Below are 22431 nucleotides of genomic sequence, written 5' to 3'. Positions count from 1 at the left end.
ATTCACGTCATAATTGTGGCTGTGCAACGCCCGCTCAGAGCGCGCCGATGTCCTTGAGCTTCTTCAGCACCGCCTCGCTGGGCTCGCCATTTTCAGGCAGGTTGTAGTGCTTCTGGAAATGGCGGATAGCGACGCGGGTTTGTTCGCCGACGACGCCGTCGACGCCGACATTGGTGTAGGCCATGTTGGCGAGGCCCTGCTGGATCTTCAGGACCAGATCGACGCTGTTCAAGGTCGATGACGGCGAGGTCGAGGGCGTTGCGGCGGCGCGGGCGGCGGAGGTTTGCCTGGCCGGAACGGCCTCCAGCGCGTTTTTCGGGGCCGATATCTTCTGGACCGGGACCTGCCTGACCGGCACCTGGGCTGCCGGGGTCGAAACCGGCGCGGGCTTGGGGGCCACCTTCGGCGTTGGCGCGGTCTTCACCTGGTGTTCGGCGCTGCGGATCGCGGCGGCCACGGGGTCCTCGGCGAGCGCTTGCGCCGAGACATCCTCGCGCGGGCGCTCGGTGGGGATGGCGGACGGGCCGATGGCGTCGGTTCTGAGTGCTGCCAGCACTTCGGGCGTGGCGTCGCCGCTCTGCGGCATGCCGACGGTTTCCTCGAAGAACAGGATGGCGGCGCTGGTGCGCGGGCCGATGACACCGTCGGGCGCGCCGTTATAGAGGCCACGGCGGACGAGTTCGGCCTGGATATCCATGACCAGCTGGTTCGCGGGCTGACCGGCGACCGGCGCCGGCGGGACTGCGTTGGTGGTCTCGGCGCTATTCGCCTCGCCCTCACCTTCACGCTCGATCTTGAAGGTGGTGACCTCGCCGGTGTGTTCCTCGACCGGCGGGCGGCCGATGAGCGCGCTTGGAAACAGGCTGTCGCGGGTGCGCAGGAACGGGTGAGGGTGTACGCCCGGCTGATACCAGAGCGCATTGGCGGCGACGAAGGAGAAGATGACGAGGAAGGCGGCCGTGCCGCCTGTTATCGACGGATTGCGGCCGATGACGCCGCCGAGCACGCCAATGCCCTGCAGCCCCAAGCCGCCAACGGCGGCAGCCCCGGTGAGAAGAAGGCTCGGCTTCTGCCTGCCCCTCTTTCCCTTAGGCGATTTTCGCTTGCTCGCGGCCATCGAAAAGCCCCTCTTCCAAGATGTCGGTCATGCCAGGCGACGCTTTCAGCCGTGGCGGAAACTCGACCGGGTGATTGGCCGAGAGATCCATGACGGGAACGCCGGAGCCATCCGCCGCAATCGAGATCGTGATGATGGTGCCGGAACCCGGCGTGCTGGCGATGGCGAAATCGCCGCCATGCAGCGCCACAAGGCCCTTGACCAGCGACAGGCCAAGGCCCGTGCCCTCGAACCGGCGGGTGTAATCGTTCTGGATCTGCACGAAAGGCTGGCCGAGCAGCTGCAGCTTGTCGGCCGGAATGCCGATGCCGGTGTCGGAGACGCAGAGCGTCAGGATGCCGTCGCGCACCGAGGCGTCGAGCGAGATCGCGCCGCCGGCTTCGGTGAACTTGACGGCGTTGCCGACCAGATTGATGAGGATCTGCTGGATGGCGCGCTGATCGGCCACGACCTCGTCGAGACCGCGCTGGATGCGGCTCGTCAGCGACACGCCCTTGGTCTTGGCCTGCAGCCCGAGCATCGCCTCGCAGGAGCGGACAACAGTGGCGATATCGAAGGGTTCCAGCACCAGCTCGTAGCGGCCGGCCTCGATCTTGCTCATGTCGAGCATGGTGTTGACGACGGAGAGCAGGTGCGCGCCGGAATCACGCACAAGGCCGACATATTCGCGCTGGCGCTCATTGGCGAGCTTGCCGAAATACTCGCCGATCAGGATATCGGAGAAGCCGAGAATGGCGTTGAGCGGCGTGCGCAGCTCGTGGCTGACGGCCGCCAGGAACCGCGACTTGGCGTCATTGGCCGAGCGGGCATCGGCGGCATGGGCTTCGGCCTCGACGCGGAGCTGATGCTCGGCGGAGACATCGCGCAGCTGGGCGACGACGCTGATCAGCGCGCCATCGCTATCGCGGCGCGCGGTGAGATCGGTTCTGAGATGAGAGAACTGGCGGTTGTCGACCGAGACCGACGGACGCTCGAGCCGGAGATCAACGGCCGCCTGCTCCTCGCCCTGGCGCAGCCGGTCGAGCGCCTGCAGGAAGAGGATGCGGTCGGAGACGTGGATCTGCTCTATGAAGCCGCGACCGTCAGGCGCACGCATCCAGGCGAGATAATCGCGCTTGTCGCGCCCGCCGACATTGACGACGGATCCCTGCGGATCGAGAAACAGGATGAGGCCGGCCGAGGCTTCCATGAAGAACTCTTCGGCGGACTGGGTGGCGACACCCGAGGTGACGATGCTCTGGCGCGACAGCGCGATGCTGCCGACGGCCGAAAACAGGAAACCACCGACGACGGCGGCAACGCCAACAGGAAGGGCGACGGCCGGGCTGGTGACGATGGAGAGAGCAGCAGGGGCGACGACAAGTGCTGCCGAAGACAGAAGCGCAAGCCGGCGCAGGATGGTCAGCTCGCGCTGGCGCACCGCGGCACTTCCTCCCGTCCGGGAGAGCCAGCGATCCGCCGCCCGGTCCACGAGGGCTGTCGCCCGATCCACGATGTCACTCAATACAAGCACGCAATACCCGCCCTAAAAAGGCTCTTCACAGAGGCCCAAGAATAGGCCCCGGGCGCTTAAGGAAAGAATAAGGGAAAGTGCCGCTCGCCAGCCGGAAAGCGCGAAAAGTCCCATTTTGGGCCACCGGAAGGCCCCTTTGTTTTTTACGGTTAACAGCGAGTAAGCGACGGATTTCGCTCATTTTTCGGCAAGTCGTTAACGCTTGGGGCAAGCACGCTTCGAGGAAAGCCTGCAATTACAGGAGGTGGCTCATGGCATGCTTAACGCCAATGGCTACAATTCGACCGAAATGCGCCGAATGCGGTTTCGATTAAAATTTGAACTAAATTTGACGCAAATGCCACCGAGTTTCGAAAACCGGCATTCGCAAGTTTTGGCTAGGGTGAAATCACACCGGAAGACGGACCTGATTCGGCGGCAAGACCGAGCGGGAAAACAGGATGGGCAACGAACATGTGGTTTCTATTCAAATCATCGATCTGGCTCGGGCTTCTCTTCGTCGCCTTGTCGTTCTTCAGCGGCGAGCGCCAGACGAACACGCAGACCGGATCGACATTGCAGATCGCCGACGCCTTCGTCGCCGTGACCGGCGCCTATGACTATCTGAGCGGCATGTGCGGCGAGAAGCCCGAGGTTTGCGCTAAGGGCGCCAATACGCTCGGCGTTCTCGGCGAGCGAGCCCGCGCCGGCGCTCTCGTTGCCTTTGAAGTGCTCGACAGCAAGTTCGGCAGCGGCAAGAGCGCCACTGTTGCCACGACCGCGACACCTTCCGTCGGCCTGGCGCCTGCGACGACCGTACAGCCGGCAACGGCAGCCGCTCCGCAGCAGCTGCGCGATGACCGTACCGTAGCGCTGAACCAGCCGATGCCTTACCGCCCGCCTGTCGACGACGGCGAGGACAGCCCGGCCGCTGCCCATGTCGCGACCGATCGGGTCACGACCGGCACCATTCCGCTGCCGACCCCGCGTCCGGCGATCTGACGAATTCCGCGGCGACGCCGCACCCAAAGCTTGCACCGGCGACGGCCAATGGCCCCGCCCTGTGCCTGACGTGCCTGCCCTGTTTACTTTCAGCATTTTGCTGCGCCGCGAGGATGCCCATCCTTCGCGGCGTTTCTTTTTAACAGTTCAAATCTGGCCGCATCTCCCCTATATGATCGGGAGACAACGAAAGGCCATTTGCATGACGTCCCTCGATCAGATCATCGACGATTTCACCTTCCTGGACGACTGGGAAGATCGCTATCGCTATGTGATCGAACTCGGCAAGGCGCTGCCTGATCTCGCGGACGAGAAGAAGACGTCAGCAAACAAGGTGATGGGCTGCGCCAGCCAGGTGTGGCTGGTGACGCATGTATCGGATGACAGCGACAATCCCGTGATGACCTTCGAGGGCGATTCCGACGCGCATATCGTGCGCGGGCTGGTGGCGATCGTGCTTGCCACCTATTCCGGCAAGACGGCTTCGGAGATCGCGGGACTCGACGCCTTCGAAGTGTTCGGCAAGATGGGCCTTGTCGAGAACCTGTCGGCGCAGCGCTCCAACGGGCTGCGCTCGATGGTCAACCGCATCCGCGAGGAAGCGCGGCTGCGGGCGGCGGCGTAAAGCCAGCCTTTCTTTTCTGACTGACCGATCAGGACCAGAGCTCCGGGCGATAGTCCGGCGTGCCCCAATGCTCCATGCGCGGGCGGCGGGATGGCGATTGCGGGTTATAATGGCGCGAGAGGGCCATGAGTGCCGTGCGCAGCATCAGCTTGGCGGAGCGCACCGGCCATTGCCGCTCGCGCTCGACCGTCTCCAGCCCCTTCATGAAGCAGCAGACATCCAACGCCACGCCTGACAGCTCCGGCCCAAGCGCCTCCAGCGCGCGGTTGACGGCAAGGCGGGCGGCGACGGCGCTGTCGGTCAGATCCGCCATGCCGCCGCGCCCGCCGCTGGCGCGGCTTGACAGGCGCGGTTCCCAGGAGGCGGTGACGCGCGGCTGCAGCTGGGCGCGGGTGAAATCGGCATGCAGCCTCTCGCCGGCCTTGATCGCAGCCTCCGGTATGAAGGCGGCGCCATCGCGGTCCTTCAGACGTTCGAGGCTTGCGAGCGGCGATTCATCCTTGTTGACCCGCAGCCGCCTGACGACGCCGTCAACCTCCCGGGCGCTCGTCTCGATCTCCGCGTGCTGAGTGAGAAAGGCCTCATCGGCCTCGGCGGCAGCGCGGCGCAGATAGGCGCGGGCCTGATGCGATGCGCGCAGTAGATCGCCCTGCTCCTCGATGAGGCCGGAGGCGCGGGCTTCGGCGATGATGCTCGAGGGAAAACCGGCGGCCGTTCCGCCGGCGAAGAGGATGTCGATATCGCTCCCCTCGCCCTCAAGTCGCCGTGCCTCACCGCGGATCAGCAGCTTCAGCAGTCTCACCATCGGCTTTTGCGCGGCGGCCAGCTTCGTCTTCGTCTTTGGGGATTTACTCATGGCTGTAGCCTCCGCCGGACCGGAAGATGGAATTGACGGTGCGCTCGACGGCGGCGACGAATTCGTCATAGGCGGGATCGTCGCGGCGATCCTCGACCACATGGCAGGCATGGCTGACCGTGGTGCGATCACGTCCGAAGCCGGTACCGATCTCATGCAGCGGGATCTGCAGCGCGACATGGCAGACATACATGGCGATCTGCCTGATGTGGCAGAGCGTGCGGCGGCGGTCGCGGCGCATCTGCACACGCTGGCCGGCGATCATCACCATTTCGGTCGTGACTTCCTGGCAGATGCGGCAGACGGCGCGCACGGCATCCGTGGCGGACTGTGGGCGATCGTCCCTTGAGAGGGTGGTCTGCTCTTCCCCATAAAGCGGGGACAGCGGCGCATTCGCGGCGCCGGGCGGGGAAAAATGTCCAATCGGCATATGAATACTCCTAGGAATAGGAATTAATTCATACACGCTATACAGGAACGAGGATAAACGAAAGCGCGCCTTGATCGATTTCGGCTGATTTCGCTCACGAATTTTAACGAGGATTGAAATTATCTGGGATTATTTTCCTCGCATCTCAAATCCCAGACACGAAAAAGCCGGGCTCTCGCCCGGCTGATCGTGATCGTTCAATGCGACAAATCTATCAGCCGCGGCCGCGCTTGCGGCGCTGGCCGAGACCCATTTCCTTGGCAAGGCGCGAGCGCGCCTCGGCATAGGCAGGCGCTACCATCGGGTAGTCGACCGGCAGATCCCATTTTTCGCGATATTCTTCAGGCGAGAGGCTGTGGTGAGTCATCAGATGGCGCTTGAGCGACTTGAAATTGCCGCCGCACTCGAGGCAGGTGATCTGCTCGTCCTGGACGGACTTGCGCACAGAGACAGCAGGCTTCTGCTTTTCAACGACAGCCATGGCCGGTGTCGGCGTCGATGTGTTGCTCAACGCCGAATGCACGTCCGAAATAAGATTGGCGAGGTCGCCAACCGGCACGACGTGGTTGCTGACATACGCTGCGACGATATCCGCGGTAAGCTCGACCAGCAATTCTGGCCCGCTTCCGGCTGCAGTATCCGTCATATTTCGTTTCTCCTGTTTGCATGCTCAAAAGGTCTAGAGCCTCCTTGGCCCTGGACCGCTATCGTAGAGCGAACAGCAAAAAACTCAGTCTGCGGCTACATGTTTCGAAAAACTGAAATCCACCCCTAGATTCCTGAGGCCGAAACCCGTTCTTATACTGCCTGATCTTGCATTAGTACGCACACACCCGCACACGACCCTCAATTAAACATTGAAATTCAAAGCGACCGAGGAATTATGCAATGTGATTCTAATTCAATATCAGAACTCTACTTGAGCATCAATTATCACCGTTTTGCGAAAACGCCAATTAATATTTCATATATATCCGTCAAAAAACGCCTCTATCCCAAGAATTAGTATAGCGCGAAGGAAACATTAATCATCCTCACATCTGCTTAAAACTGCAAAAAACTGCTTAAAATCTTGAATATATAGCACTCTTACCTTTCAAGAAGATCGTCGCGCACCGAAGGCGGTAACAGACGATAACCTGTCTTGTGTGCCGCCCTGGCCAAGAGATGAGCGGCGACCGGAGCCGTCAGTATAAAAAACACGAAACCAGCAAGCGAACGTGCAAATACCGCGATTTCTCCTGATTCGATGCCGGCCGCAAATAATAACAGCCCAGAGCCCACCGTTCCGGCTTTCGAGGCGGCGTGCATGCGCGTGTATAAATCCGGCAGTCTGACTATACCAAGAGCGGCCACCAGCGCGAAAAGCGCGCCCGACAAGAGCAGCACGGAAACGACGATGGCGATGACGTAGTCCATCATGTCCTGTCCTTCTTCGTCTTGCGCGCGGGCGCGGTCTTGGGTCTCAACTTGGCATCGCTCTTCACCTTCGCATCGGGCTTTTTCGAGGCCGGGCGGACGGTTTTATCCGTTTGAGTGGTCCTAACGCCAGTCGGATCGGGCAGCGGGCCGCGCGACAGAACGAAGCGGGCGAAGGCGACCGTGGCGAGAAAGCCGACGAGGCCGAGCGAGATGGCGATATCGATATAGAGCGCAAAGCCGGTCTTGACGGCGACGACGGCGAGGAAGCCGATCGCCGTGCCCGACAGCGTGTCGAGCGCCAAGATGCGGTCCGGCAGGGTCGGCCCGACGATGACCCGCCAGGATGCGACGAGGAAGGTGACGGCGAGGATGACGAGGGCCACGGATGCGGAGATGGAGACGATCGCGTCGGGCGTCATCGAAAGGCCTCCATGATCTTGCGCTCGAAGCCATTGGCAATATCGCGCCTGATGGCATCCGGATCGGCGCAATCGAGCGCATGGACGTAGAGCGTCTTGCGGTCGTCGGAGACATCGACGGAGAGCGTGCCCGGCGTCAGGGTGATCATGTTGGCGAGCAGCGTGATTTCGAAATCACGATCGACGGTGAGCGGAAAGGCGAAGATACCGGGCTTCAAGTTCATCTCGGGACTAAGCACCGTCGTCGCCACCTTGATGGCGGACAGTGCGAGTTCCTTGATGAACAGCAGCGCCAGCGACGTTATCGCCCAGAGGCGCCAGAGATAGGCCTTGGCTCCGAACGGTTCGCGCACGAGGAAGAGCGCCAGCGCTCCGAGCGCGAAGCCGAGGACGAGATTATGGGCCGAGGTGCTGCCGCTGAGTGCGGCCCAGGCGATCGCCAGCAGGAGATTGAGAAGCAAGGCGATCATGGCGCGACACCTCCCGGGAAGACGGATTCGATATAGGGATAGGGGTCGGTGAGCTCGGTGGCGACGGATTGCGTCAGCGCCAGCAGACGTTCCGGCAGGAGGCCGAAGCCGACGATGAAGATGGTGAGAAGCAAGAGCGGCAGCATCGTCCGCCAGCCGATGGCGACATGGGTTTCAGCGCTTTCGGTGGCCGGGCGCCAATAGGCGAGCAGGAAGACGCGGCCGAAGCAGATCGTCGTCAGGAAGCCGCTGACGAGCACGGCCGTCGCCAGCCACCAGGCGCCGACATCGAGCGAGGACTTCACCAGGATGAGCTTCGGCCAGAAGCCGGAGAATGGCGGCAGGCCGCAGGCGGCGAAGAAGAGGATGAGCGAGATGGCGGCGAAGAGGCCATTGCGGCGGTAGAGACCGCCAAGCCTCGTCAGCGAGAAACTGCCGCCGAGAAAGGCCATCTGGCCGGCCGCTAGATAGAGCGCCGTCATCAGCAGCATGGAATGCAGGGCGTAGAAGACGGTGCCCGACAGCGCCCCTGTGGTGCCGATGGCGATGCCGATCAGCATGTTGCCGATGCCCGAGATCACGACATAGCCGAGCAGCTTTCTCACATCGTCCTGCGCCAGCGCGCCGAGCGCGCCGAGAATGGCGGTGACGGCACCCGTGATCGCGATCAGCAGGCTGAGCTCCTCGCGCTCCAGCGGCAGGAGCACCACCAGCACGCGGATCAGCGCGTAGATGCCGACCTTGGTGAGCAGGCCGGCAAAGAGTGCCGATACGACGATGCGTGGGGTGTGATAGGAGGCCGGCAGCCAGAAATTGACCGGAAAGGCGGCAGCCTTCATCGCGAAGGCGAGCAGGAAGAGAGCCGCCAGTGTGGTCAGCGGCGCGGTTTCGCTGAGTTCGCCGGCCTTGCTGGCGATATCGGCCATGTTGAGCGTGCCGAAGATGGCGTAGAGAATGCCGACCGCGATCAGGAACAGCGTCGTGCCGAGGAGATTGAGGACGGCATATTTCATCGCGCCGTCGATCTGCTTGCGCTCGGAGCCCAGGATCAGCAGGCCGAAGGACGAGATCAGCAGCACCTCGAACCAGACGTAGAGATTGAAAACGTCGCCGGTGAGAAACGCGCCGGTGACGCCGGCCATCAGCATCATCAGGAAAGGGAAGAAGCCGTAGCGCTGGTTGGTGTCGTCGATATCGGAGAGCGCGTGGATGCCGCCCGCCAGTGCCGCGATCGCCGCGGTCAGCGCCATGACGGCGGAGAGCGTGTCGACGGTGAAGGCGATACCGAAGGGCGGCAGCCAGCGGCCCATGACCATGGTGAGCGGACCATCGGCCATGACCTTGACGAGGAGTGCGGCGTCGAGCGCGACGAGCAGCGCGAGACCGGGGATGGCGAGTGAGGCTTGAAGGCGCACGGAGCCGCGGGCCATCAGGAGGATGGCGCCAAGGGTGATGCAGAGCGCCACCGGGGCGATGACGAGCCAGTGGGCGATCGGCACAGGGGATGTGACGAGGGCTGCGGAAAGGTCGGGGATGGGTTGGGTGGGGGTGGCCATTTAGGGGGTGGCCTCGGTGGGAGCAAGCAAGACCCTCTCTGCCCTGCCGGGCATCTCCCCCACAAGGGGGGAGAACCGCTGGGCGCGGCCGCTCGCCAAGCGACGCGAACCAAGGACAAGAATGTTCAATGTGGGGCGACGCGCCATCCACGAGTCCTCTCCCCCCTTGTGGGGGAGATGCCCGGCAGGGCAGAGAGGGCCTTTTATCCGCACAACACCCCTCATCATCAATACCTCACCGGCGGCAACGTCGGTTCATCGGGCTCAGCCACCCGCATCTCGTCGGTGTTGTCAGTGCCGATGTCCTGATAAGCGCGGTAGGTCAGCACCAGCAGGAAAGCCAGCAGCGAAAAGGAGATGACGATCGCCGTCAGGATCAGTGCCTGCGGCAGCGGGTTCGCGGCGCCCGAAGGCAGCGCGTCGAGGCCGTCGGGGATGATCGGCGGGACTTCGCGAGTGAGCCGGCCTGATGTGAATAGCAGCAAATTGACGGCGTTGCCGAGGATGGCGATACCAAGCATGATGCGGATCGAGAATTTCGACAGCATCAGATAGACGGCGGCCGTGAAGAACAGGCCGACGAGGACGGCGAAAAGCGGCTCCATCATTCGACCTCCCGCTCTTCCAGCGACAGCGCGATCGAGGTGACCGCGCCGACCACGACGAGATAGACGCCGATATCGAACAGCATCACGCTAGACAGCGGCACCTCGACACCGGCAATCTTGGGATAGATCCAGAGGCCGGTCATGAAGGGCACGGCGAAGACGATCGAGATGAGGCCGGCGACAGACGATATCAATAGGCCGGCGCCTGCTATCGACAGCGGGTGGAAGACGATGGCGCGACGCACGGCGCCGGTGCCCCTGATGATGCCGAAGATCGCCAAGGCGGATGCCGCGATCAGCCCGCCGATGAAGCCGCCGCCGGGCTCATTATGGCCGCGCAGCAGCACGAAGACAGAGAAAAGCAGCATCAGCGCGGTGAGCACGGGAGCGATGGTGCGGGAGATCAGCGTATTCATGGGCGCTCCACTCCGAGGTCATCGGGCGCATCGGGGTCGTTTGCGGCAAGCTTGCGCTCGGCCCCTGCCCGGACACGGATCAGAGCCAGGATGGCAAGGCCTGTCATGGCGACGACGGCGATCTCGCCGAGCGTGTCGGTGCCGCGGAAATCGACGATGATGACGTTCACGACATTGGCGCCGTGGGCGATGGTTTTCGAATAGGTATTGAAGAAATCACTGAGGGTGGCGCTGAACGGCGCTTCGGTGGCCTTCATCAGCAGCAGCGTCAGACCGGCGCCGCAGGCCAGCGCCACCGCGCCGTCGAAGAGCATCTGGCCGACAGGGCGCGGATCGATGTGCGACAGGCGCAGCCGCGTCATGACCAGCGCGAGGATGACGACCGAGAGCGTCTCGACCATGAACTGGGTGAAGGCGAGATCGGGGGCGCCGAAGAGCAGGAAGATGAGGGCGACGGCAAAGCCCTGGATGCCGAGCGAGACGATGGCGGTCAGCCGGTCGCGGGCGATGATGACGGCGACAAGCCCGATCGCGGCGAGCAGGAAGACGCCCCATTCATGGATCTGCACGCCCGCCGGCCATGCCGGCAGCGACGGCCCCTCCCCGAACAGCCACAGCGGCAGAATGAGGATGGCGGCGACCGCGAGGAAGGTGCAGGTGACGTAGATCTCCAACCGGCCGGGCTGCAGGATGCGGGTGATGCGCACGGAGAATGCGACAAGGCCCGATATGGCGTTGTCGAAGCCCTGGTCCGGCCCCGGCCCCAATCTCTGCAACAGCACCGCCATCAGCGCGCGGGCGCGATCGAGCTGCCAGTAGACGGCAATGCCGAGCGCGATGGTGAAGAGCGACAGGAGCAGCGGCAGCCCGATATGCGGGGCGAGCGAACTCTCGATCATGGTCGCCGCTCCTCGAACCGATGAGGCCATGGGCGAGGAGATGAAGCGGTGGGTCGTTGCCGAAAACAGGGCGGCGAGAAGGCCGAGCAAGGCCAGCACGGCGGGGCCGAGCCAGAGAAGCGGCGGGGCTTCGTGCGGGTGCTTCGGCGTTTCGATCGGGGCACCGAGGAAGGGTTTCAGGGCGACGGCGAAGGCGATGGCGAACATCAGCACGTTGGCGGCGATCACCAGGATGGCGAAGAGGATCGAGCGCGGATCGCCATGGGCAAGGGCCGCGTAGATCTCCTCCTTGGCGAGGAAGCCCGCAAATGGCGGCAGGCCGCCCATCGAGAGGGCGGCGGCAAGCGCGGTCACGAAGGTCAGCGGCATTGCCGTTCTCAGCCCGCTGAGGCGTGTGACGTCGCGGGTGCCGGTCTCGTGGTCGATGATCCCCGAGACCATGAACAGCGCGCCCTTGAACAGCGCATGGGCGACCAGATAAAGCACCGCCGCCTCGATGGCGTAATCGGAGCCGAAGCCAGTCAAGAGAACCAGCAGACCGAGCGAGGACACGGTGGTATAGGCGAGCTTCAGTTTCAGGTCGGCCTGGCGGATGGCGAGCAGCGCGCCGACGAGAAGCGTTACGCCGCCGAAGAGCGGCAGGATGAACATCCAGGGCGCCGTGCCGCCCATGGCGGGATTGAGGCGCATCAGGAGATAGACGCCGGCTTTGACCATGGTCGCCGAATGGAGATAGGCCGAAACCGGCGTCGGCGCCTCCATGGCGTTGGGCAGCCAGGCGTGGAACGGATATTGCGCCGACTTGGTGAAGGCGCCGCCGAGGATGAGCAGCAGGATTGGCATGTAATAGGGGTTGGCGCGCAAGAGATCGCCCGATTGCAGCAGCACCGAAAGCTCGGACGCGCCTGTCGTGCTCCAGATCATCAACAGGCCGGCCAGCAACAGCAATCCGCCACCGCCGGTGATGACCAGCGCCTGCAGGGCGGCGCGCCGCGAGGCCTCGCGGCGGTGATCGAAGCCGATCAGCAGGAAGGAGGTGATCGACGTCAGCTCCCAGAAGACGAAGAGCATCAGGAAATTGTCCGAGACGACAAGACCGAGCATCGCGCCCATGAACAGGAAGACGAAGGAGAAGAAGCGGCCGAGATCGGGATGGCCCTTCAGATAACCGCCGGCATAAAGCACGACCAGCGTGCCAATGCCCGATATAAGCAGCGCGAAGGTGACCGACAGGCCGTCGAGCATCCAGGCGAAATCGAGATTGAGGCTCGGCGCCCAGGCATAGCCGCCGCGAATGACGGTTCCGGCGGCGATTTCGGGCAGAAGGCTTGCGAAGCGCAGGAAAGCGAGAAGCGGCGCGAGCGCCAGCAGCCAGGCGGCATTGTGGCCGAATGCGCGGACGAGAAACGGTGCAAGGACGGCGCCAAGAAATGGCAGGCACAGAGCCGCAAACGTCAATGCCGTGCCATCGGCCATCCAGCCTCCCCTACCCCTCGAAATCCGCGAATCCGAAGCAAATCAGATGCCTCAAGGTTTAGAAGAAGAGCGCCGCCATCTCAAGCTTTGATCGGCCAAATGAGGGTTTGGACGCATCGCGCGCGGGGACGGATGGCGGCGCAAAGAGGATTGATCAGCCGGCTCTCGTCAGACGCGGCAGGCGTCTTGGCGCGAGCAGCGCATGCAGGAAAAACGCGGTCAGCAGCAGCGGCCAGAGCGAACAGGCGGCAAGGCCGAAACCACGCGCCAGCGTCCATCCGCCCCTGACGGCCCAGCCTTCAAGCGCCGTCATCAGCATGAAGACGCTCGAGATCGCGCAATAGGCGCTGACAACAATGGTTTCACTCATTTCAGCATCCCCCGATGCTTGCGTTTCATCAAGTATAGCCAGGATCAGGGGCGACATTAGCTGTCTCTTATGATGAGCCGGCGTTCATCCGAACGGGCGATGCGATGAAGCGCGCGACAGCGACGATCGAGACGAGCGGCAGACGCCGTTTCGTGGTAGTCTGTTCGCGATAGCAAATGCCAATCATCAAGGGAGGATGAGGCGATGCTGGAAGCGGACAAGATCTTTGCCGGCTCTGTTCCTGAGAATTACGACCGCCACATGGTGCCGCTGATTTTCGCATCCTATGCCGCCGACCTGGCGCGACGGGCAGCCGCCCTCAAGCCGAAGGCGGTTCTCGAGATCGCGGCCGGTACCGGCGCCGTGACACGGGCGCTGGCGCCACTGCTCCCGCCCGGCGCGACCTATATCGCGACCGATCTCAACCAGGCCATGCTCGACTACGCCCGCTTGCACCAGCCGGCCGACGACCGTGTCGTCTGGCGACAGGCCGATGCCATGGCGCTGCCCTTCCAGGATGCGAGTTTCGACCTCGTCTGCTGCCAGTTCGGGGCGATGTTCTTTCCGGACCGACCGGCGGCCTACCGCGAGGCACGGCGGGTGCTCAAGCCAAACGGCCGGCTTCTGTTCAGCGTCTGGGACCGGATCGAGACGAATGTATTCGCCGACGACGTGACCAAGGCGCTCGCCTCCGTGTTTCCCGACGACCCGCCACGCTTCGCCGAGCGCACGCCGCACGGCTATCACGACCGCAACCAGATCCGCGACGACCTCGCGCGCGCCGGTTTCAAGGAGATCGAGATCGACACGCGCGCCGATATCAGCCGCGCGCCGTCGGCCCGCGAGGTGGCGGTCGCCTATTGCCAGGGAACGCCCTTGCGCGGCGAGATCGAGGCGCGGAACCCCGAAAAGCTTGAGGCTGCTACCAAGGCGGCGGAGGCGGCGCTCGCGGGCAAGCACGGCAACGGCGAGATCGCCGCGAAGATCCAGGCGCATGTGATTTTGGCCTCGGGGTAGGTTTGCATCGTGCGACCCATTGCGTGGCCCGGCCTCTTCTGATCATAGGAAGATTCAAACGGAATCAATCCTTTAGGGAATCGCAATGAACCTTATCGAAGAGCGCGTGGCGATGGCGCGGGCGGGCACGAACCCTTATGTGATCTGCCGCATGCGTTCCGGCTGGCTTGTCATCGGCGATGTGCAGCCGCTGCCCGGCTACTCTCTGCTGCTGGCGGATCCCGTCGTGCCCAGCCTCAATGATCTCAACCCCGAAGCGCGCGCCGCCTTTCTCGCAGACATGACGCTTGCCGGCGACGCGCTGCTTTCCGCCACCGATTGCGCCCGGGTGAACTACGAGATCTGGGGCAATGCGGAGCCTGCCCTGCACGCGCATATCATGCCGCGCTATCTGACCGAGCCCGAGGACAAGCGCCACCGCCCGGCCTGCATGGGCTATTCGTGGAGCGAGGCAGCGAAATCCGGCGACGGCGAGGCTGCGCTGGTCGCCAGGCTGAGAGGGTATATCGAGGCGCAGCGGGCTGTGATCTGATCGACACGGAGGCCGCGAACTCGACCGTCGGACGCGCGCGGTCCCTTGATCGTTCGCGTCAACAGCACCACATTGCCGAAGAAATCAAAAAACACTCGCCGCAAGCCACAGCTGCGTGAAAGGAGCACTCCATGGCCGATACGACGATCGCCAAGGTTCACAAGACCGATGCCGAGTGGAAGGAACAGCTCACCCCCGAGCAGTACCGCATCACCCGCCAGCACGGCACCGAACGGGCCTTCACCGGCCCCTACTGGGATTCATTCGAAACGGGGCTCTACAGCTGCGTTTGCTGCGACGCGCCGCTGTTTCGCTCCGACACCAAGTTCGACGCCGGCTGCGGCTGGCCGAGCTATTTCGAGGCGGTTTCGCCCGAGGCGGTTACCGAGTATCGCGATACCAGCCACGGCATGGTGCGCACCGAAATCCGCTGCGGCAATTGCGAGGCCCATCTCGGCCACGTCTTCCCCGACGGCCCACCGCCGACCGGTCTGCGCTACTGCATCAACGGCCACTCGATGGTGTTTACGCCGGACAAGTGATGTGGTGACTATTGCAAAACGCCCGCCGCGGGAGACCGTGGCGGGCGTTTTGCGTTTGTGGTGTGGCTCAGCCCGGCACCCGCAATTCCATGAACGTCAGGTCCAGCCAGCGGCCGAACTTGGTGCCGACTTCGTGGAAGGTGCCGCCGTTGCGGAAGCCGAGTTTTTCGTGCAGCGCGATGGAGGCCTTGTTGCCGGCCTCGATGCCGGCGATCATGACGTGGATGCCGTTTTCGCCGGCGCGCTTGATCAGCGCCGTCATCAATTCTCTGCCGATGCCGGCGCCCTGGTGATCCTTTTCGACATAGACGGAATGCTCGACCGTGTGGCGGAAGCCTTCGAAGGCGCGCCAGTCGCCATAGGAGGCGTAACCGGCGATCTTGCCGTCCTTCTCGGCAACCAGAACCGGGAAGCCGCGGGCGCGGCGCATGGCGAACCATTCCCGGCGGTTGTCGAGATCGACCACCGTTTCGTTCCAGATCGCCGTCGTGTGCTCCACCGCGTGATTGTAGATATCGCGGATCGCGGCCAGATCGGCCTCGCTGGCGTCGCGGATGAGGGTGGCTTGCGTCATGATGGTCTATCCACTATAAATTCACTATGTCCACTATATCAGACAATTTCGACCGCTGTCTAGGCGATCGCGTCCGCGCCGAGCGGGAATTGCGGGGATGGTCGCTGAGCGATCTCGCCGACCACTCCGGCGTATCGCGGGCGATGATCCACAAGGTGGAGCGCGGCGAGAGCAGCCCGACGGCCTCGCTGCTGGGCAAGCTCTGCGGCGCCTTCGGGCTGACGGTGTCATCGCTGATCGCGCGCGCCGAGGCGGGCAGCCAGCGGCTGCGCCTTCACGCTGACCAGCCGCTGTGGACCGACCCGGAAACGGGATATACGCGGCGACACGTTTCGCCGGACGGCAGCCCGTTCGATATCGTCGAGATTGCACTGCCCTCAGGCGCCGGCGTCGCCTACCCGGCTGCCTCCTTCGTGTTTCTGCGCCAATGCATCTGGGTGACCGAGGGGGCGCTCACCTTCGTCGAGGGCGAGATGGTGCATGCGCTAAAGGCGGGCGACTGCCTGCTGCTCGGTCCGGCGGTGGATTGCGAGTTTCGCAACGATAGCGATGAGACCTGCCGCTATGTGGTGACGCTGACGAAGACCGGCTGAGGGGCGCGCCAGGACTGGTTGAACATGGTGATCGTCGTTACGATGGCACGGACGAACCGGAGGGTGCTTTGTGCTTTATCGTTTGGCCTTGCTGCTTTGCCTTGTAACCACGCCTGTCGCCGCAGAGGACTGGCGCTCCTATAGCAATTTTCGTTTCGGCTACGCCGTCGAATTGCCAGAAGATTTTGCTGTCACTCACAAGGCCGATAATGGCGACGGAATGGCGCTAGCGTCGACAGACAGCAAAGCTGAACTGCGAGTCTTTGGCGCCAATCGAATGGAAGACGACTTCACGACCGAGATTAAGAGCCGCATGGCATTGGATAAGGGAGAAGGCTGGACAATCAGCTACCAGCAATCTTCCAAACGCGGAGCCAGCTATTCCGGTAGCCGCAAGGATCGTATTCTCTATGTCCGCGCCATCCCGCTCTGCGATGCCACGGTAGGCTACTTTACACTCGAGTACCCGCAGGCACAGCTGAAGCAATACGACCCGGTTATCAAACGACTGGTGAAGACGCTCGTTGCACCGCCGCGCTGCCAGTGATCATAAGCTCACGCCGGGCTCATGCTGAAGCAGGTGAGCACCGCGGTGTAATGGACCGCCGCAGCCGCGACGACGAAGCCGTGCCAGATGGCGTTCTGGAAGCGCAGTTTTTCCCAGACGTGGAAGATCACGCCGAGCGAATAGATGATGCCGCCGATGACGATCAGGAGCATCGAGGCATAGGGGATGCGCTCGGCGACCGGCCCCGCGACCATGACGCCGCTCCAGCCCATGGCGAGATAGAGCAGGATCGCCAGACGGTCGTAGCGGCCGGGGAAGACGCATTTCAGGAACACGCCCATGAAGGCCACGGCCCAGATGCCGATAAGCATGCCGAGAAGTAGAGGGTTGTCGGCGCCGCGCTCGAGGAACGGCGTGTAGGTGGCGGCGATCAGGATGAAGATCGAGGAATGATCGAGCCGGCGCAGGAACCATTTGGTACGCGATACCGGCCAGGCGTTGTAGGAGAACGAGATGCCGAGCGTCAGCACCAGGCCGAGGCTGTAGATCCAGGCGGCGGCGAGTTCGCCATGCGAGGACCAGACGGTGGCGTAGAAGATCAGCACGGTGGCGCCGATAAGCGCGAGCGCCAGCCCGACCCCGTGGACGATCCCATCGGCGATCAGCTCGTATTTGTCATAAGCCCAGCGGATGCCGTTGAACTCGCCCATGCGGAAATGCCCGTTTAGATGATTGCCTGTTCGTAGGCCGAGATCGTGGCATCGAAATGGTTTGCGCGCAACACAAGCGCTGTGTGGGGAGGATAAATCTTCGTGAACCGGATGAGGCGGGAGGCCGTGGCAGCCTCCCGCATCTCCGCCTCCCTTTTATAGGCTTGCGCTCACGCCTTGCGACGATCGACCAGCACCGAGCATTTGGCATGGCGCACGACGCGGTCGGCGGTGGCGCCGATGAAGTAATTGCTGAAATCGGGCATGTGCGAGGAGAGGATGATGAGGTCGGCCTGGTTGGCCTCGGCCGAGGCGATGATGCCGCTGGCCGGTCGGCCGTGGCTGATTTCGACGCGGGCGGGGATGCCGGTGCTGACGATCAGGCCCTGGAGCTTCTCCTGCGCATCCTTGGCGGCGTTTTCGATGAGGTCGACAGGGATATCGACGCCGAGATAGGTCGGGATGTCCTCGACGACGTTGAGCAGGATGATCTCGCCGCCGCTATCGAGCAGCGAGGCGGCCTTGCGGAAGGTCATGTCTCCGTTTGCGAGCGCGCCGATTTCGACCGCGACGATGATCTTCCTGTACATGATGCAACTCCTCTATGACTGCATGTAATGGTGACAATATCCTCCTGAAATACATATGGCGCTTTGATTGAGATCAAGCTGATGCTTGATAGGGATCAAGCTGGCGCATTGATCGGGATCAAGCTGACAGCTTGATTGTGATCAAGATCACGCGCGGAAGTCGTCAATGGATATCGAACGCTTCATCGTCAAAAACGGGACTTCTGTGAACAATCGCAATGCGCCATATAGGATGCAAGTACAGCGGCCAGAGGACCCATCACACGCATGAACCGGCGAACCTTCCTTGGCATCGCTATGGGCAGCAGTTTGCTGCCTGAAGGCAGTATCTTTGCTGCCGGCGCCGGTACGCCCTCCTTATCCCGGGCAGGAGACCCTAAGATGACCACCACACAGACTTCCTACGCGCTGACGCGCCCTGCCTATGTCGATCACTCGCATCTCGTCGTGACCGACCTTCCCACCGTTTCGGCCTTCTACCAGTCGATGCTCGGGCTTAAGGTCATCGAGAAGACGGCGAGCGGCGAAGTGCTTGGCGTCGGCGAAACGCCGCTTTTGACGCTGACGACGGGCAAGGATGTGCGCACCGCGCCGCGCAATGCCGCCGGCCTGTTCCACACCGCTTTCCTGATGCCATCGCGCGTCGAGCTGGCGCGCTGGCTGCGTCATGCCGCGCACAACAATGTGGTTCTCGACGGCGCGTCCGACCATCTGGTGAGCGAGGCGATCTATCTCTCCGACCCCGAGGGCAACGGCATCGAGATCTATTCGGACCGCTCGCCGATGCAATGGAAATTCCACCAGGACGGCCAGGTGGAGATGGCGACCCACCGGCTCGACCTGCAGGCGCTCTATGAGAGCGCGCCACAGGATACCTGGACCGGCATGGCCGATGGCTCGGCGATCGGGCACATCCACCTGCAGGTCGGCAACATCCCCGAGGCAGACCAGTTTTATCGCGACGTTCTCGGCCTGAAGATCATGGCGCGCTATCCCGGCGCCAGCTTCTTTGCCACCGGCGACTACCACCACCATGTCGCCGCCAACATCTGGAACAGCCGCGGCGCGGGCGCCCGCACCGAGGCGATGACCGGGCTTTCCGACTACGCGCTGCGCTTCAACGATACCGCGGCGCTCGACAAGGCCGTAGCCAAGCTCGATGAACTCGAGATCAAGAGCGAGAAGCGCGACGGCGGCGTGTTCCTGCGCGATCCCTGGGGAATCGGGCTGACGCTGTCGGCTTGATCAGGGAATTCCTAGACGTCTGGAGAATGACGCCAAACACTCCACCCTCATCCCGGCCTTGAGCCGGGATCCAGCAGCGTCGCGTCCGCGACGCGGAAGAGTCTTTTCAACCCAAGGACTTGGGTTGGCTGGATTCCTGTGACAAGCACAGGAATGAGGGAGAGATGATGACAACCCTCACGTCGGCCATGCCGGTGCGGCCGGGCTTTCGAAGTGGTCGGCGAAGAGGGTTTCGGTAAGGTAATCGACCAGCACGCGGACCTTGGGCGACAAATGCCGGTTCGAGGGCCAGAGCATGTGGAACTGGCCGGGGCCGTCGATGTGATCGTCGAGCACGGTGCGCAGGCGGCCTTCCGCCAGCCGGCGCCTTGCCAGGAAATCCGGCATGCAGCCGATGCCGAGACCGGCCTCCACCGCGCCGCCCAATGCTTCCATGTTGTTGCAGACGAGCAGGCTGCGGATCGCCAGCTCCGGCGCGCCTGATGGCATGGCAAGCGGCCAGTCCTGCAGCTTGCCGCTGTTGGGAAAGCGAAAGCGGATGGCGGCGTGGCCGGCGAGATCGGCCGGGGTCTTCGGCGTGCCGTGCGCCTCCAGATAGTCGGGCGCGGCGCAGAGCAGCATGCGGAACGGTCGCAGCGCCCGCGACATCAGCCGGGAATCCTGCAGGTCACCACTGCGGATCGCCACATCGACACCCTCGTCGATCAGATCGACGATGCGATCGTTGAAATCGAGATCGAGTTCCACTTCGGGATAGAGGCGAACGAAGCCCGGCACCACGGGCAAAAGAAGATGATAGCTGACCAGCGGCAGGCTGAGGCGCAGACGGCCGCGCGGGGTGGCGACGGCGGCCGCCAGCGAGGCCTGCGCATCCTCGAGATCGTCAAGCACGCGGCGGCAGCGCTCGTGAAACAGCCGCCCCTCCTCCGTCAGCCGAATACTGCGCGTCGAGCGCTGGAAGAGCCGCACGCCGACCTGCCGCTCCAGCGTCGTCACCGCCTTACCGACGGCGGAGGCCGACAGGCCGAGCACGCGCCCGGCGGCGACGAAGCTGCCGAGATCGGCGGTTTTCACGAAGGCCGACAAGCCGCTGAGCTGATCCATATTGCGCTTTCCACTCTTTCTATTCGAGCGAATTTTTCCACTATGAACGGCACTATAGGCCGCTTATCGCGATATTGAAGCGAATTTATCTTGTCTGTGCTTTCGGCGATAGGCCTCCCGCTATCGCCGCGCTTCACCTTTCACACAGGCGGATATCTCATGACACGACAACTCTCGACACCGCTTGGCGCCGCCGGCGCAAGCCAAGCCGGCAGCATCAGGAAGATCATGGCGCTGATCGGCATCTGTGCTGCCGCGGCCGCCATGCCGCTGACCTTCACCGGGCCGGCGGTGGCGCTGCCGGCGATCAGCCGCGATCTCGGCGGCAGCCCGATCGCGCTCAACTGGGTGACCAATGCCTTCATGCTGACCTTCGGCAGCAGCCTGATGGCATCAGGCGCGCTCGCCGACAGCTATGGCCGCAAGCGCATCTTTCTCATGGGGCTCGTGGCCTTCCTGCTGTTTTCCGCAGGCCTCGCCTTCGCCCCCGATATCGTCTGGTTCGACGTGCTGAGAGCGTTGCAGGGCATGGGTGCGGCGGCCGCGTTTTCCGGCGGCATGGCGGCGCTGGCGCAGGAGTTCGAGGGCAATGCGCGGATGCGCGCCTTCAGCATCGTCGGCTCCAGCTTCGGCGTCGGCCTCGCCTTCGGGCCGATCGCCTCCGGCCTGATGGTCGACAGCTTCGGCTGGCCGGCGATCTTCGCGCTCGTCGTGGGGTTGGGCACGATCGCCTTTGTGCTCGGCGCCGCCTTCCTCCACGAGACGCGCGACCCGGAGGCCAAGGGGCTCGACTGGGCGGGTGCGGCAAGCTTCACGCTGGCATTGGCGCTCTTCACCTATGGCGTTCTGCTGGCGCCGGAGAATGGCTGGGGCAGCCCTTCCGTCGTGGCGCTGCTCGTCACCTCGGCAGCGCTCTTGGTCGGCTTCTGGCTGATCGAGCGGAGAACGGCGCGGCCTATGCTCGACCTGACGCTGTTTCGCTATCCGCGCTTCGTCGGCGTGCAGCTTCTGGCCGCCGCGCCGGCTTACGCCTTCGTGGTGCTGCTCATCCTGCTTCCCGTGCGCTTCGTCGGCATCGATGGCATGAGCGAGGTGGGCGCCGGGCAGATGATGATCGCGCTGTCCGGGCCGCTGCTGGTGCTGCCCGTCGTCGCCGGGCTGTTGACGCGCTGGTTTACGGCCGCCGTCATCTGCGGCGTCGGGCTGCTGATCGCGGCCGGTGGGCTCTTCTGGCTGTCGACCATTCCGGCCGGCGTACCGGCCGCGCAGCCTTTGCTTCTGATCGGGCCGCTTCTGACGATCGGCATCGGCATCAGCCTGCCCTGGGGGCTGATGGACGGCCTTGCCGTCAGCGTCGTGCCGAAGGAGCGGGCCGGCATGGCGACGGGGATTTTCAGCACGACGCGCGTTGCCGGCGAAGGCGTGGCGCTCGCCATCGTCAGCGCGGTGCTTTCGGCGCTTGTTGGCGCCCGGCTTGGTGGAGCAAGTGGATCAGCTGAAGAGGCGGCGCGGGCGGCGCAGCGGTTGGTGACCGGCGATCTTGGCGCGGCGGCGGCCGTCATGCCCCAGATGGGTCGCGAGGCGCTGGCGCTGAACTACGCGCAGGCCTTCAGCACGCTGCTCATCCTGCTCGCGAGCATCACCATTTTCACGGCGGTCGTGGTGGTGGCGTTTCTCGGCCGCAAGGAGCCGGAGACGGTCTCGGAAGCCGCCGTTTGCGACAGTCCGGCAGGCTGACATATCGGATCTGGCAGGGCCGCGGCGGTGCTCCAAACGGGCACGAAACGCAGCGGCCCTGCCTCCCCGCCGTTGCGTTCCTGATGATGCGCCTCAGATGAGGCGAGAATTCGGCATTCCC

Annotated in this window: 26 protein-coding genes; 9 read left to right on the top strand and 17 right to left on the bottom strand. The window is 63.4% G+C overall.

What is annotated here, in order from left to right; genetic code table 11:
• Positions 1-34: 34 nt before the first annotated feature.
• Complete coding sequence (locus tag QTL96_RS21150) at positions 35-1117, bottom strand: peptidoglycan-binding protein (RefSeq protein WP_289729058.1); 1083 nt, start codon at positions 1115-1117, stop codon at positions 35-37.
• A complete protein-coding gene (locus QTL96_RS21145) occupies positions 1089-2630 on the bottom strand; it encodes a HAMP domain-containing sensor histidine kinase (protein WP_289729057.1) in 1542 nt (513 codons plus the stop codon). The genes QTL96_RS21150 and QTL96_RS21145 overlap by 29 nt, the downstream gene beginning before the upstream one ends.
• Positions 2631-3083: 453 nt before the next feature.
• On the opposite strand from QTL96_RS21145, the gene QTL96_RS21140 reads away from it, so the two are divergent.
• On the top strand, positions 3084-3611 hold the full coding sequence (locus tag QTL96_RS21140; RefSeq protein ID WP_289729056.1) for a DUF5330 domain-containing protein: 528 nt from the start codon (positions 3084-3086) through the stop codon (positions 3609-3611).
• A gap of 202 nt (positions 3612-3813) precedes the next feature.
• The gene (locus QTL96_RS21135) at positions 3814-4236 is read left to right on the top strand and encodes a SufE family protein (RefSeq protein ID WP_289729055.1); all 423 of its coding nucleotides are present in this window, start codon (positions 3814-3816) and stop codon (positions 4234-4236) included.
• 28 nt (positions 4237-4264) lie between these two features.
• Here the strand turns inward: QTL96_RS21135 and QTL96_RS21130 are convergent, their stop codons facing one another.
• The 11 genes from QTL96_RS21130 to QTL96_RS21080 all read right to left on the bottom strand — a co-directional run bounded on the left by QTL96_RS21130 (position 4265) and on the right by QTL96_RS21080 (position 13158).
• Positions 4265-5092 carry a DUF6456 domain-containing protein gene (locus QTL96_RS21130; RefSeq protein ID WP_289729054.1) on the bottom strand — a complete coding sequence of 276 codons (828 nt, stop codon included), beginning with the start codon at positions 5090-5092 and terminating at the stop codon, positions 4265-4267.
• On the bottom strand, positions 5085-5522 hold the full coding sequence (locus QTL96_RS21125; protein WP_289729053.1) for a helix-turn-helix domain-containing protein: 438 nt from the start codon (positions 5520-5522) through the stop codon (positions 5085-5087). Before QTL96_RS21125 ends, QTL96_RS21130 begins: the two co-directional genes overlap by 8 nt.
• Positions 5523-5736: 214 nt before the next feature.
• A complete protein-coding gene (locus tag QTL96_RS21120; protein ID WP_018901192.1) occupies positions 5737-6168 on the bottom strand; it encodes a MucR family transcriptional regulator in 432 nt (143 codons plus the stop codon).
• Positions 6169-6611: 443 nt separating this feature from the next.
• The gene (mnhG, locus tag QTL96_RS21115) at positions 6612-6944 is read right to left on the bottom strand and encodes a monovalent cation/H(+) antiporter subunit G (protein ID WP_183796372.1); all 333 of its coding nucleotides are present in this window, start codon (positions 6942-6944) and stop codon (positions 6612-6614) included.
• Positions 6941-7363: a cation:proton antiporter gene (locus tag QTL96_RS21110; RefSeq protein WP_289729052.1), complete on the bottom strand. Its 423-nt coding sequence runs from the start codon at positions 7361-7363 to the stop codon at positions 6941-6943. The genes mnhG and QTL96_RS21110 overlap by 4 nt, the downstream gene beginning before the upstream one ends.
• Positions 7360-7833 (bottom strand): Na+/H+ antiporter subunit E, encoded by a 474-nt coding sequence (locus QTL96_RS21105; RefSeq protein ID WP_289729051.1) that lies wholly within the window; start codon positions 7831-7833, stop codon positions 7360-7362. The genes QTL96_RS21110 and QTL96_RS21105 overlap by 4 nt, the downstream gene beginning before the upstream one ends.
• Positions 7830-9389, bottom strand: a complete 1560-nt coding sequence (locus QTL96_RS21100) for a Na+/H+ antiporter subunit D (protein ID WP_289729050.1) — start codon at positions 9387-9389, stop codon at positions 7830-7832. The genes QTL96_RS21105 and QTL96_RS21100 overlap by 4 nt, the downstream gene beginning before the upstream one ends.
• 227 nt (positions 9390-9616) lie before the next feature.
• Positions 9617-9994, bottom strand: coding sequence for a Na+/H+ antiporter subunit C (locus tag QTL96_RS21095; protein WP_289729160.1), 378 nt, complete (start codon positions 9992-9994; stop codon positions 9617-9619).
• A complete protein-coding gene (locus QTL96_RS21090) occupies positions 9994-10413 on the bottom strand; it encodes a Na(+)/H(+) antiporter subunit B (protein WP_289729049.1) in 420 nt (139 codons plus the stop codon). Before QTL96_RS21090 ends, QTL96_RS21095 begins: the two co-directional genes overlap by 1 nt.
• Complete coding sequence (locus QTL96_RS21085) at positions 10410-12788, bottom strand: putative monovalent cation/H+ antiporter subunit A (protein ID WP_289729048.1); 2379 nt, start codon at positions 12786-12788, stop codon at positions 10410-10412. The genes QTL96_RS21090 and QTL96_RS21085 overlap by 4 nt, the downstream gene beginning before the upstream one ends.
• A 154-nt stretch (positions 12789-12942) precedes the next feature.
• Positions 12943-13158, bottom strand: coding sequence for a hypothetical protein (locus QTL96_RS21080; protein ID WP_289729047.1), 216 nt, complete (start codon positions 13156-13158; stop codon positions 12943-12945).
• Positions 13159-13362: 204 nt separating this feature from the next.
• Here QTL96_RS21080 and QTL96_RS21075 point away from each other — a divergent pair, with 204 nt between their 5' ends.
• The 3 genes from QTL96_RS21075 (at position 13363) to msrB (ending at position 15249) form a co-directional block, all read left to right on the top strand.
• Positions 13363-14175 (top strand): class I SAM-dependent methyltransferase, encoded by an 813-nt coding sequence (locus QTL96_RS21075; protein WP_289729046.1) that lies wholly within the window; start codon positions 13363-13365, stop codon positions 14173-14175.
• An 85-nt stretch (positions 14176-14260) separates the two neighbouring features.
• Positions 14261-14707: a hypothetical protein gene (locus tag QTL96_RS21070; RefSeq protein ID WP_289729045.1), complete on the top strand. Its 447-nt coding sequence runs from the start codon at positions 14261-14263 to the stop codon at positions 14705-14707.
• 131 nt (positions 14708-14838) lie between these two features.
• Complete coding sequence (gene msrB / locus QTL96_RS21065) at positions 14839-15249, top strand: peptide-methionine (R)-S-oxide reductase MsrB (protein ID WP_018901181.1); 411 nt, start codon at positions 14839-14841, stop codon at positions 15247-15249.
• 67 nt (positions 15250-15316) lie between these two features.
• Here the strand turns inward: msrB and QTL96_RS21060 are convergent, their stop codons facing one another.
• Positions 15317-15823: a GNAT family N-acetyltransferase gene (locus QTL96_RS21060; RefSeq protein WP_289729044.1), complete on the bottom strand. Its 507-nt coding sequence runs from the start codon at positions 15821-15823 to the stop codon at positions 15317-15319.
• Positions 15824-15849: 26 nt separating this feature from the next.
• Here QTL96_RS21060 and QTL96_RS21055 point away from each other — a divergent pair, with 26 nt between their 5' ends.
• Positions 15850-16416, top strand: coding sequence for an XRE family transcriptional regulator (locus QTL96_RS21055; protein WP_289729043.1), 567 nt, complete (start codon positions 15850-15852; stop codon positions 16414-16416).
• A 70-nt stretch (positions 16417-16486) separates the two neighbouring features.
• Positions 16487-16963: a hypothetical protein gene (locus QTL96_RS21050; protein WP_289729042.1), complete on the top strand. Its 477-nt coding sequence runs from the start codon at positions 16487-16489 to the stop codon at positions 16961-16963.
• 8 nt (positions 16964-16971) lie between these two features.
• On the opposite strand, the gene QTL96_RS21045 is transcribed toward QTL96_RS21050, so the two are convergent.
• On the bottom strand, positions 16972-17634 hold the full coding sequence (locus tag QTL96_RS21045) for a hemolysin III family protein (protein ID WP_111560985.1): 663 nt from the start codon (positions 17632-17634) through the stop codon (positions 16972-16974).
• A gap of 170 nt (positions 17635-17804) precedes the next feature.
• Positions 17805-18224 (bottom strand): universal stress protein, encoded by a 420-nt coding sequence (locus QTL96_RS21040; RefSeq protein WP_113239664.1) that lies wholly within the window; start codon positions 18222-18224, stop codon positions 17805-17807.
• Positions 18225-18491: 267 nt separating this feature from the next.
• On the opposite strand from QTL96_RS21040, the gene QTL96_RS21035 reads away from it, so the two are divergent.
• Complete coding sequence (locus QTL96_RS21035; protein ID WP_026283483.1) at positions 18492-19469, top strand: VOC family protein; 978 nt, start codon at positions 18492-18494, stop codon at positions 19467-19469.
• Positions 19470-19646: 177 nt separating this feature from the next.
• On the opposite strand, the gene QTL96_RS21030 is transcribed toward QTL96_RS21035, so the two are convergent.
• Positions 19647-20573, bottom strand: a complete 927-nt coding sequence (locus QTL96_RS21030; protein WP_047507640.1) for a LysR family transcriptional regulator — start codon at positions 20571-20573, stop codon at positions 19647-19649.
• A 228-nt stretch (positions 20574-20801) separates the two neighbouring features.
• Here QTL96_RS21030 and QTL96_RS21025 point away from each other — a divergent pair, with 228 nt between their 5' ends.
• Complete coding sequence (locus QTL96_RS21025; protein WP_289729159.1) at positions 20802-22310, top strand: MFS transporter; 1509 nt, start codon at positions 20802-20804, stop codon at positions 22308-22310.
• Positions 22311-22431: the final 121 nt, after the last annotated feature.

Source organism: Rhizobium sp. S163 (assembly GCF_030380805.1).
Taxonomy (GTDB): Bacteria; Pseudomonadota; Alphaproteobacteria; order Rhizobiales; family Rhizobiaceae; genus Rhizobium.
Note: the sequence above shows the minus strand (reverse complement) of the source record. Positions and strands in the feature narration are given on the sequence as shown.

Excerpts from the sequence above, each read along its gene's own strand:
- QTL96_RS21150 (WP_289729058.1), bottom strand. The coding sequence starts at position 1,117 with ATGGCCGCGAGCAAGCGAAAATCGCCTAAGGGAAAGAGGGGCAGGCAG.
- QTL96_RS21140 (WP_289729056.1), top strand. The coding sequence starts at position 3,084 with ATGTGGTTTCTATTCAAATCATCGATCTGGCTCGGGCTTCTCTTCGTC.
- QTL96_RS21135 (WP_289729055.1), top strand. The coding sequence starts at position 3,814 with ATGACGTCCCTCGATCAGATCATCGACGATTTCACCTTCCTGGACGAC.
- QTL96_RS21130 (WP_289729054.1), bottom strand. The coding sequence starts at position 5,092 with ATGAGTAAATCCCCAAAGACGAAGACGAAGCTGGCCGCCGCGCAAAAG.
- QTL96_RS21125 (WP_289729053.1), bottom strand. The coding sequence starts at position 5,522 with ATGCCGATTGGACATTTTTCCCCGCCCGGCGCCGCGAATGCGCCGCTG.
- QTL96_RS21120 (WP_018901192.1), bottom strand. The coding sequence starts at position 6,168 with ATGACGGATACTGCAGCCGGAAGCGGGCCAGAATTGCTGGTCGAGCTT.
- mnhG (WP_183796372.1), bottom strand. The coding sequence starts at position 6,944 with ATGATGGACTACGTCATCGCCATCGTCGTTTCCGTGCTGCTCTTGTCG.
- QTL96_RS21110 (WP_289729052.1), bottom strand. The coding sequence starts at position 7,363 with ATGACGCCCGACGCGATCGTCTCCATCTCCGCATCCGTGGCCCTCGTC.
- QTL96_RS21105 (WP_289729051.1), bottom strand. The coding sequence starts at position 7,833 with ATGATCGCCTTGCTTCTCAATCTCCTGCTGGCGATCGCCTGGGCCGCA.
- QTL96_RS21100 (WP_289729050.1), bottom strand. The coding sequence starts at position 9,389 with ATGGCCACCCCCACCCAACCCATCCCCGACCTTTCCGCAGCCCTCGTC.
- QTL96_RS21095 (WP_289729160.1), bottom strand. The coding sequence starts at position 9,994 with ATGGAGCCGCTTTTCGCCGTCCTCGTCGGCCTGTTCTTCACGGCCGCC.
- QTL96_RS21090 (WP_289729049.1), bottom strand. The coding sequence starts at position 10,413 with ATGAATACGCTGATCTCCCGCACCATCGCTCCCGTGCTCACCGCGCTG.
- QTL96_RS21085 (WP_289729048.1), bottom strand. The coding sequence starts at position 12,788 with ATGGCCGATGGCACGGCATTGACGTTTGCGGCTCTGTGCCTGCCATTT.
- QTL96_RS21080 (WP_289729047.1), bottom strand. The coding sequence starts at position 13,158 with ATGAGTGAAACCATTGTTGTCAGCGCCTATTGCGCGATCTCGAGCGTC.
- QTL96_RS21075 (WP_289729046.1), top strand. The coding sequence starts at position 13,363 with ATGCTGGAAGCGGACAAGATCTTTGCCGGCTCTGTTCCTGAGAATTAC.
- QTL96_RS21070 (WP_289729045.1), top strand. The coding sequence starts at position 14,261 with ATGAACCTTATCGAAGAGCGCGTGGCGATGGCGCGGGCGGGCACGAAC.
- msrB (WP_018901181.1), top strand. The coding sequence starts at position 14,839 with ATGGCCGATACGACGATCGCCAAGGTTCACAAGACCGATGCCGAGTGG.
- QTL96_RS21060 (WP_289729044.1), bottom strand. The coding sequence starts at position 15,823 with ATGACGCAAGCCACCCTCATCCGCGACGCCAGCGAGGCCGATCTGGCC.
- QTL96_RS21055 (WP_289729043.1), top strand. The coding sequence starts at position 15,850 with ATGTCCACTATATCAGACAATTTCGACCGCTGTCTAGGCGATCGCGTC.
- QTL96_RS21045 (WP_111560985.1), bottom strand. The coding sequence starts at position 17,634 with ATGGGCGAGTTCAACGGCATCCGCTGGGCTTATGACAAATACGAGCTG.
- QTL96_RS21040 (WP_113239664.1), bottom strand. The coding sequence starts at position 18,224 with ATGTACAGGAAGATCATCGTCGCGGTCGAAATCGGCGCGCTCGCAAAC.
- QTL96_RS21035 (WP_026283483.1), top strand. The coding sequence starts at position 18,492 with ATGAACCGGCGAACCTTCCTTGGCATCGCTATGGGCAGCAGTTTGCTG.
- QTL96_RS21030 (WP_047507640.1), bottom strand. The coding sequence starts at position 20,573 with ATGGATCAGCTCAGCGGCTTGTCGGCCTTCGTGAAAACCGCCGATCTC.
- QTL96_RS21025 (WP_289729159.1), top strand. The coding sequence starts at position 20,802 with ATGGCGCTGATCGGCATCTGTGCTGCCGCGGCCGCCATGCCGCTGACC.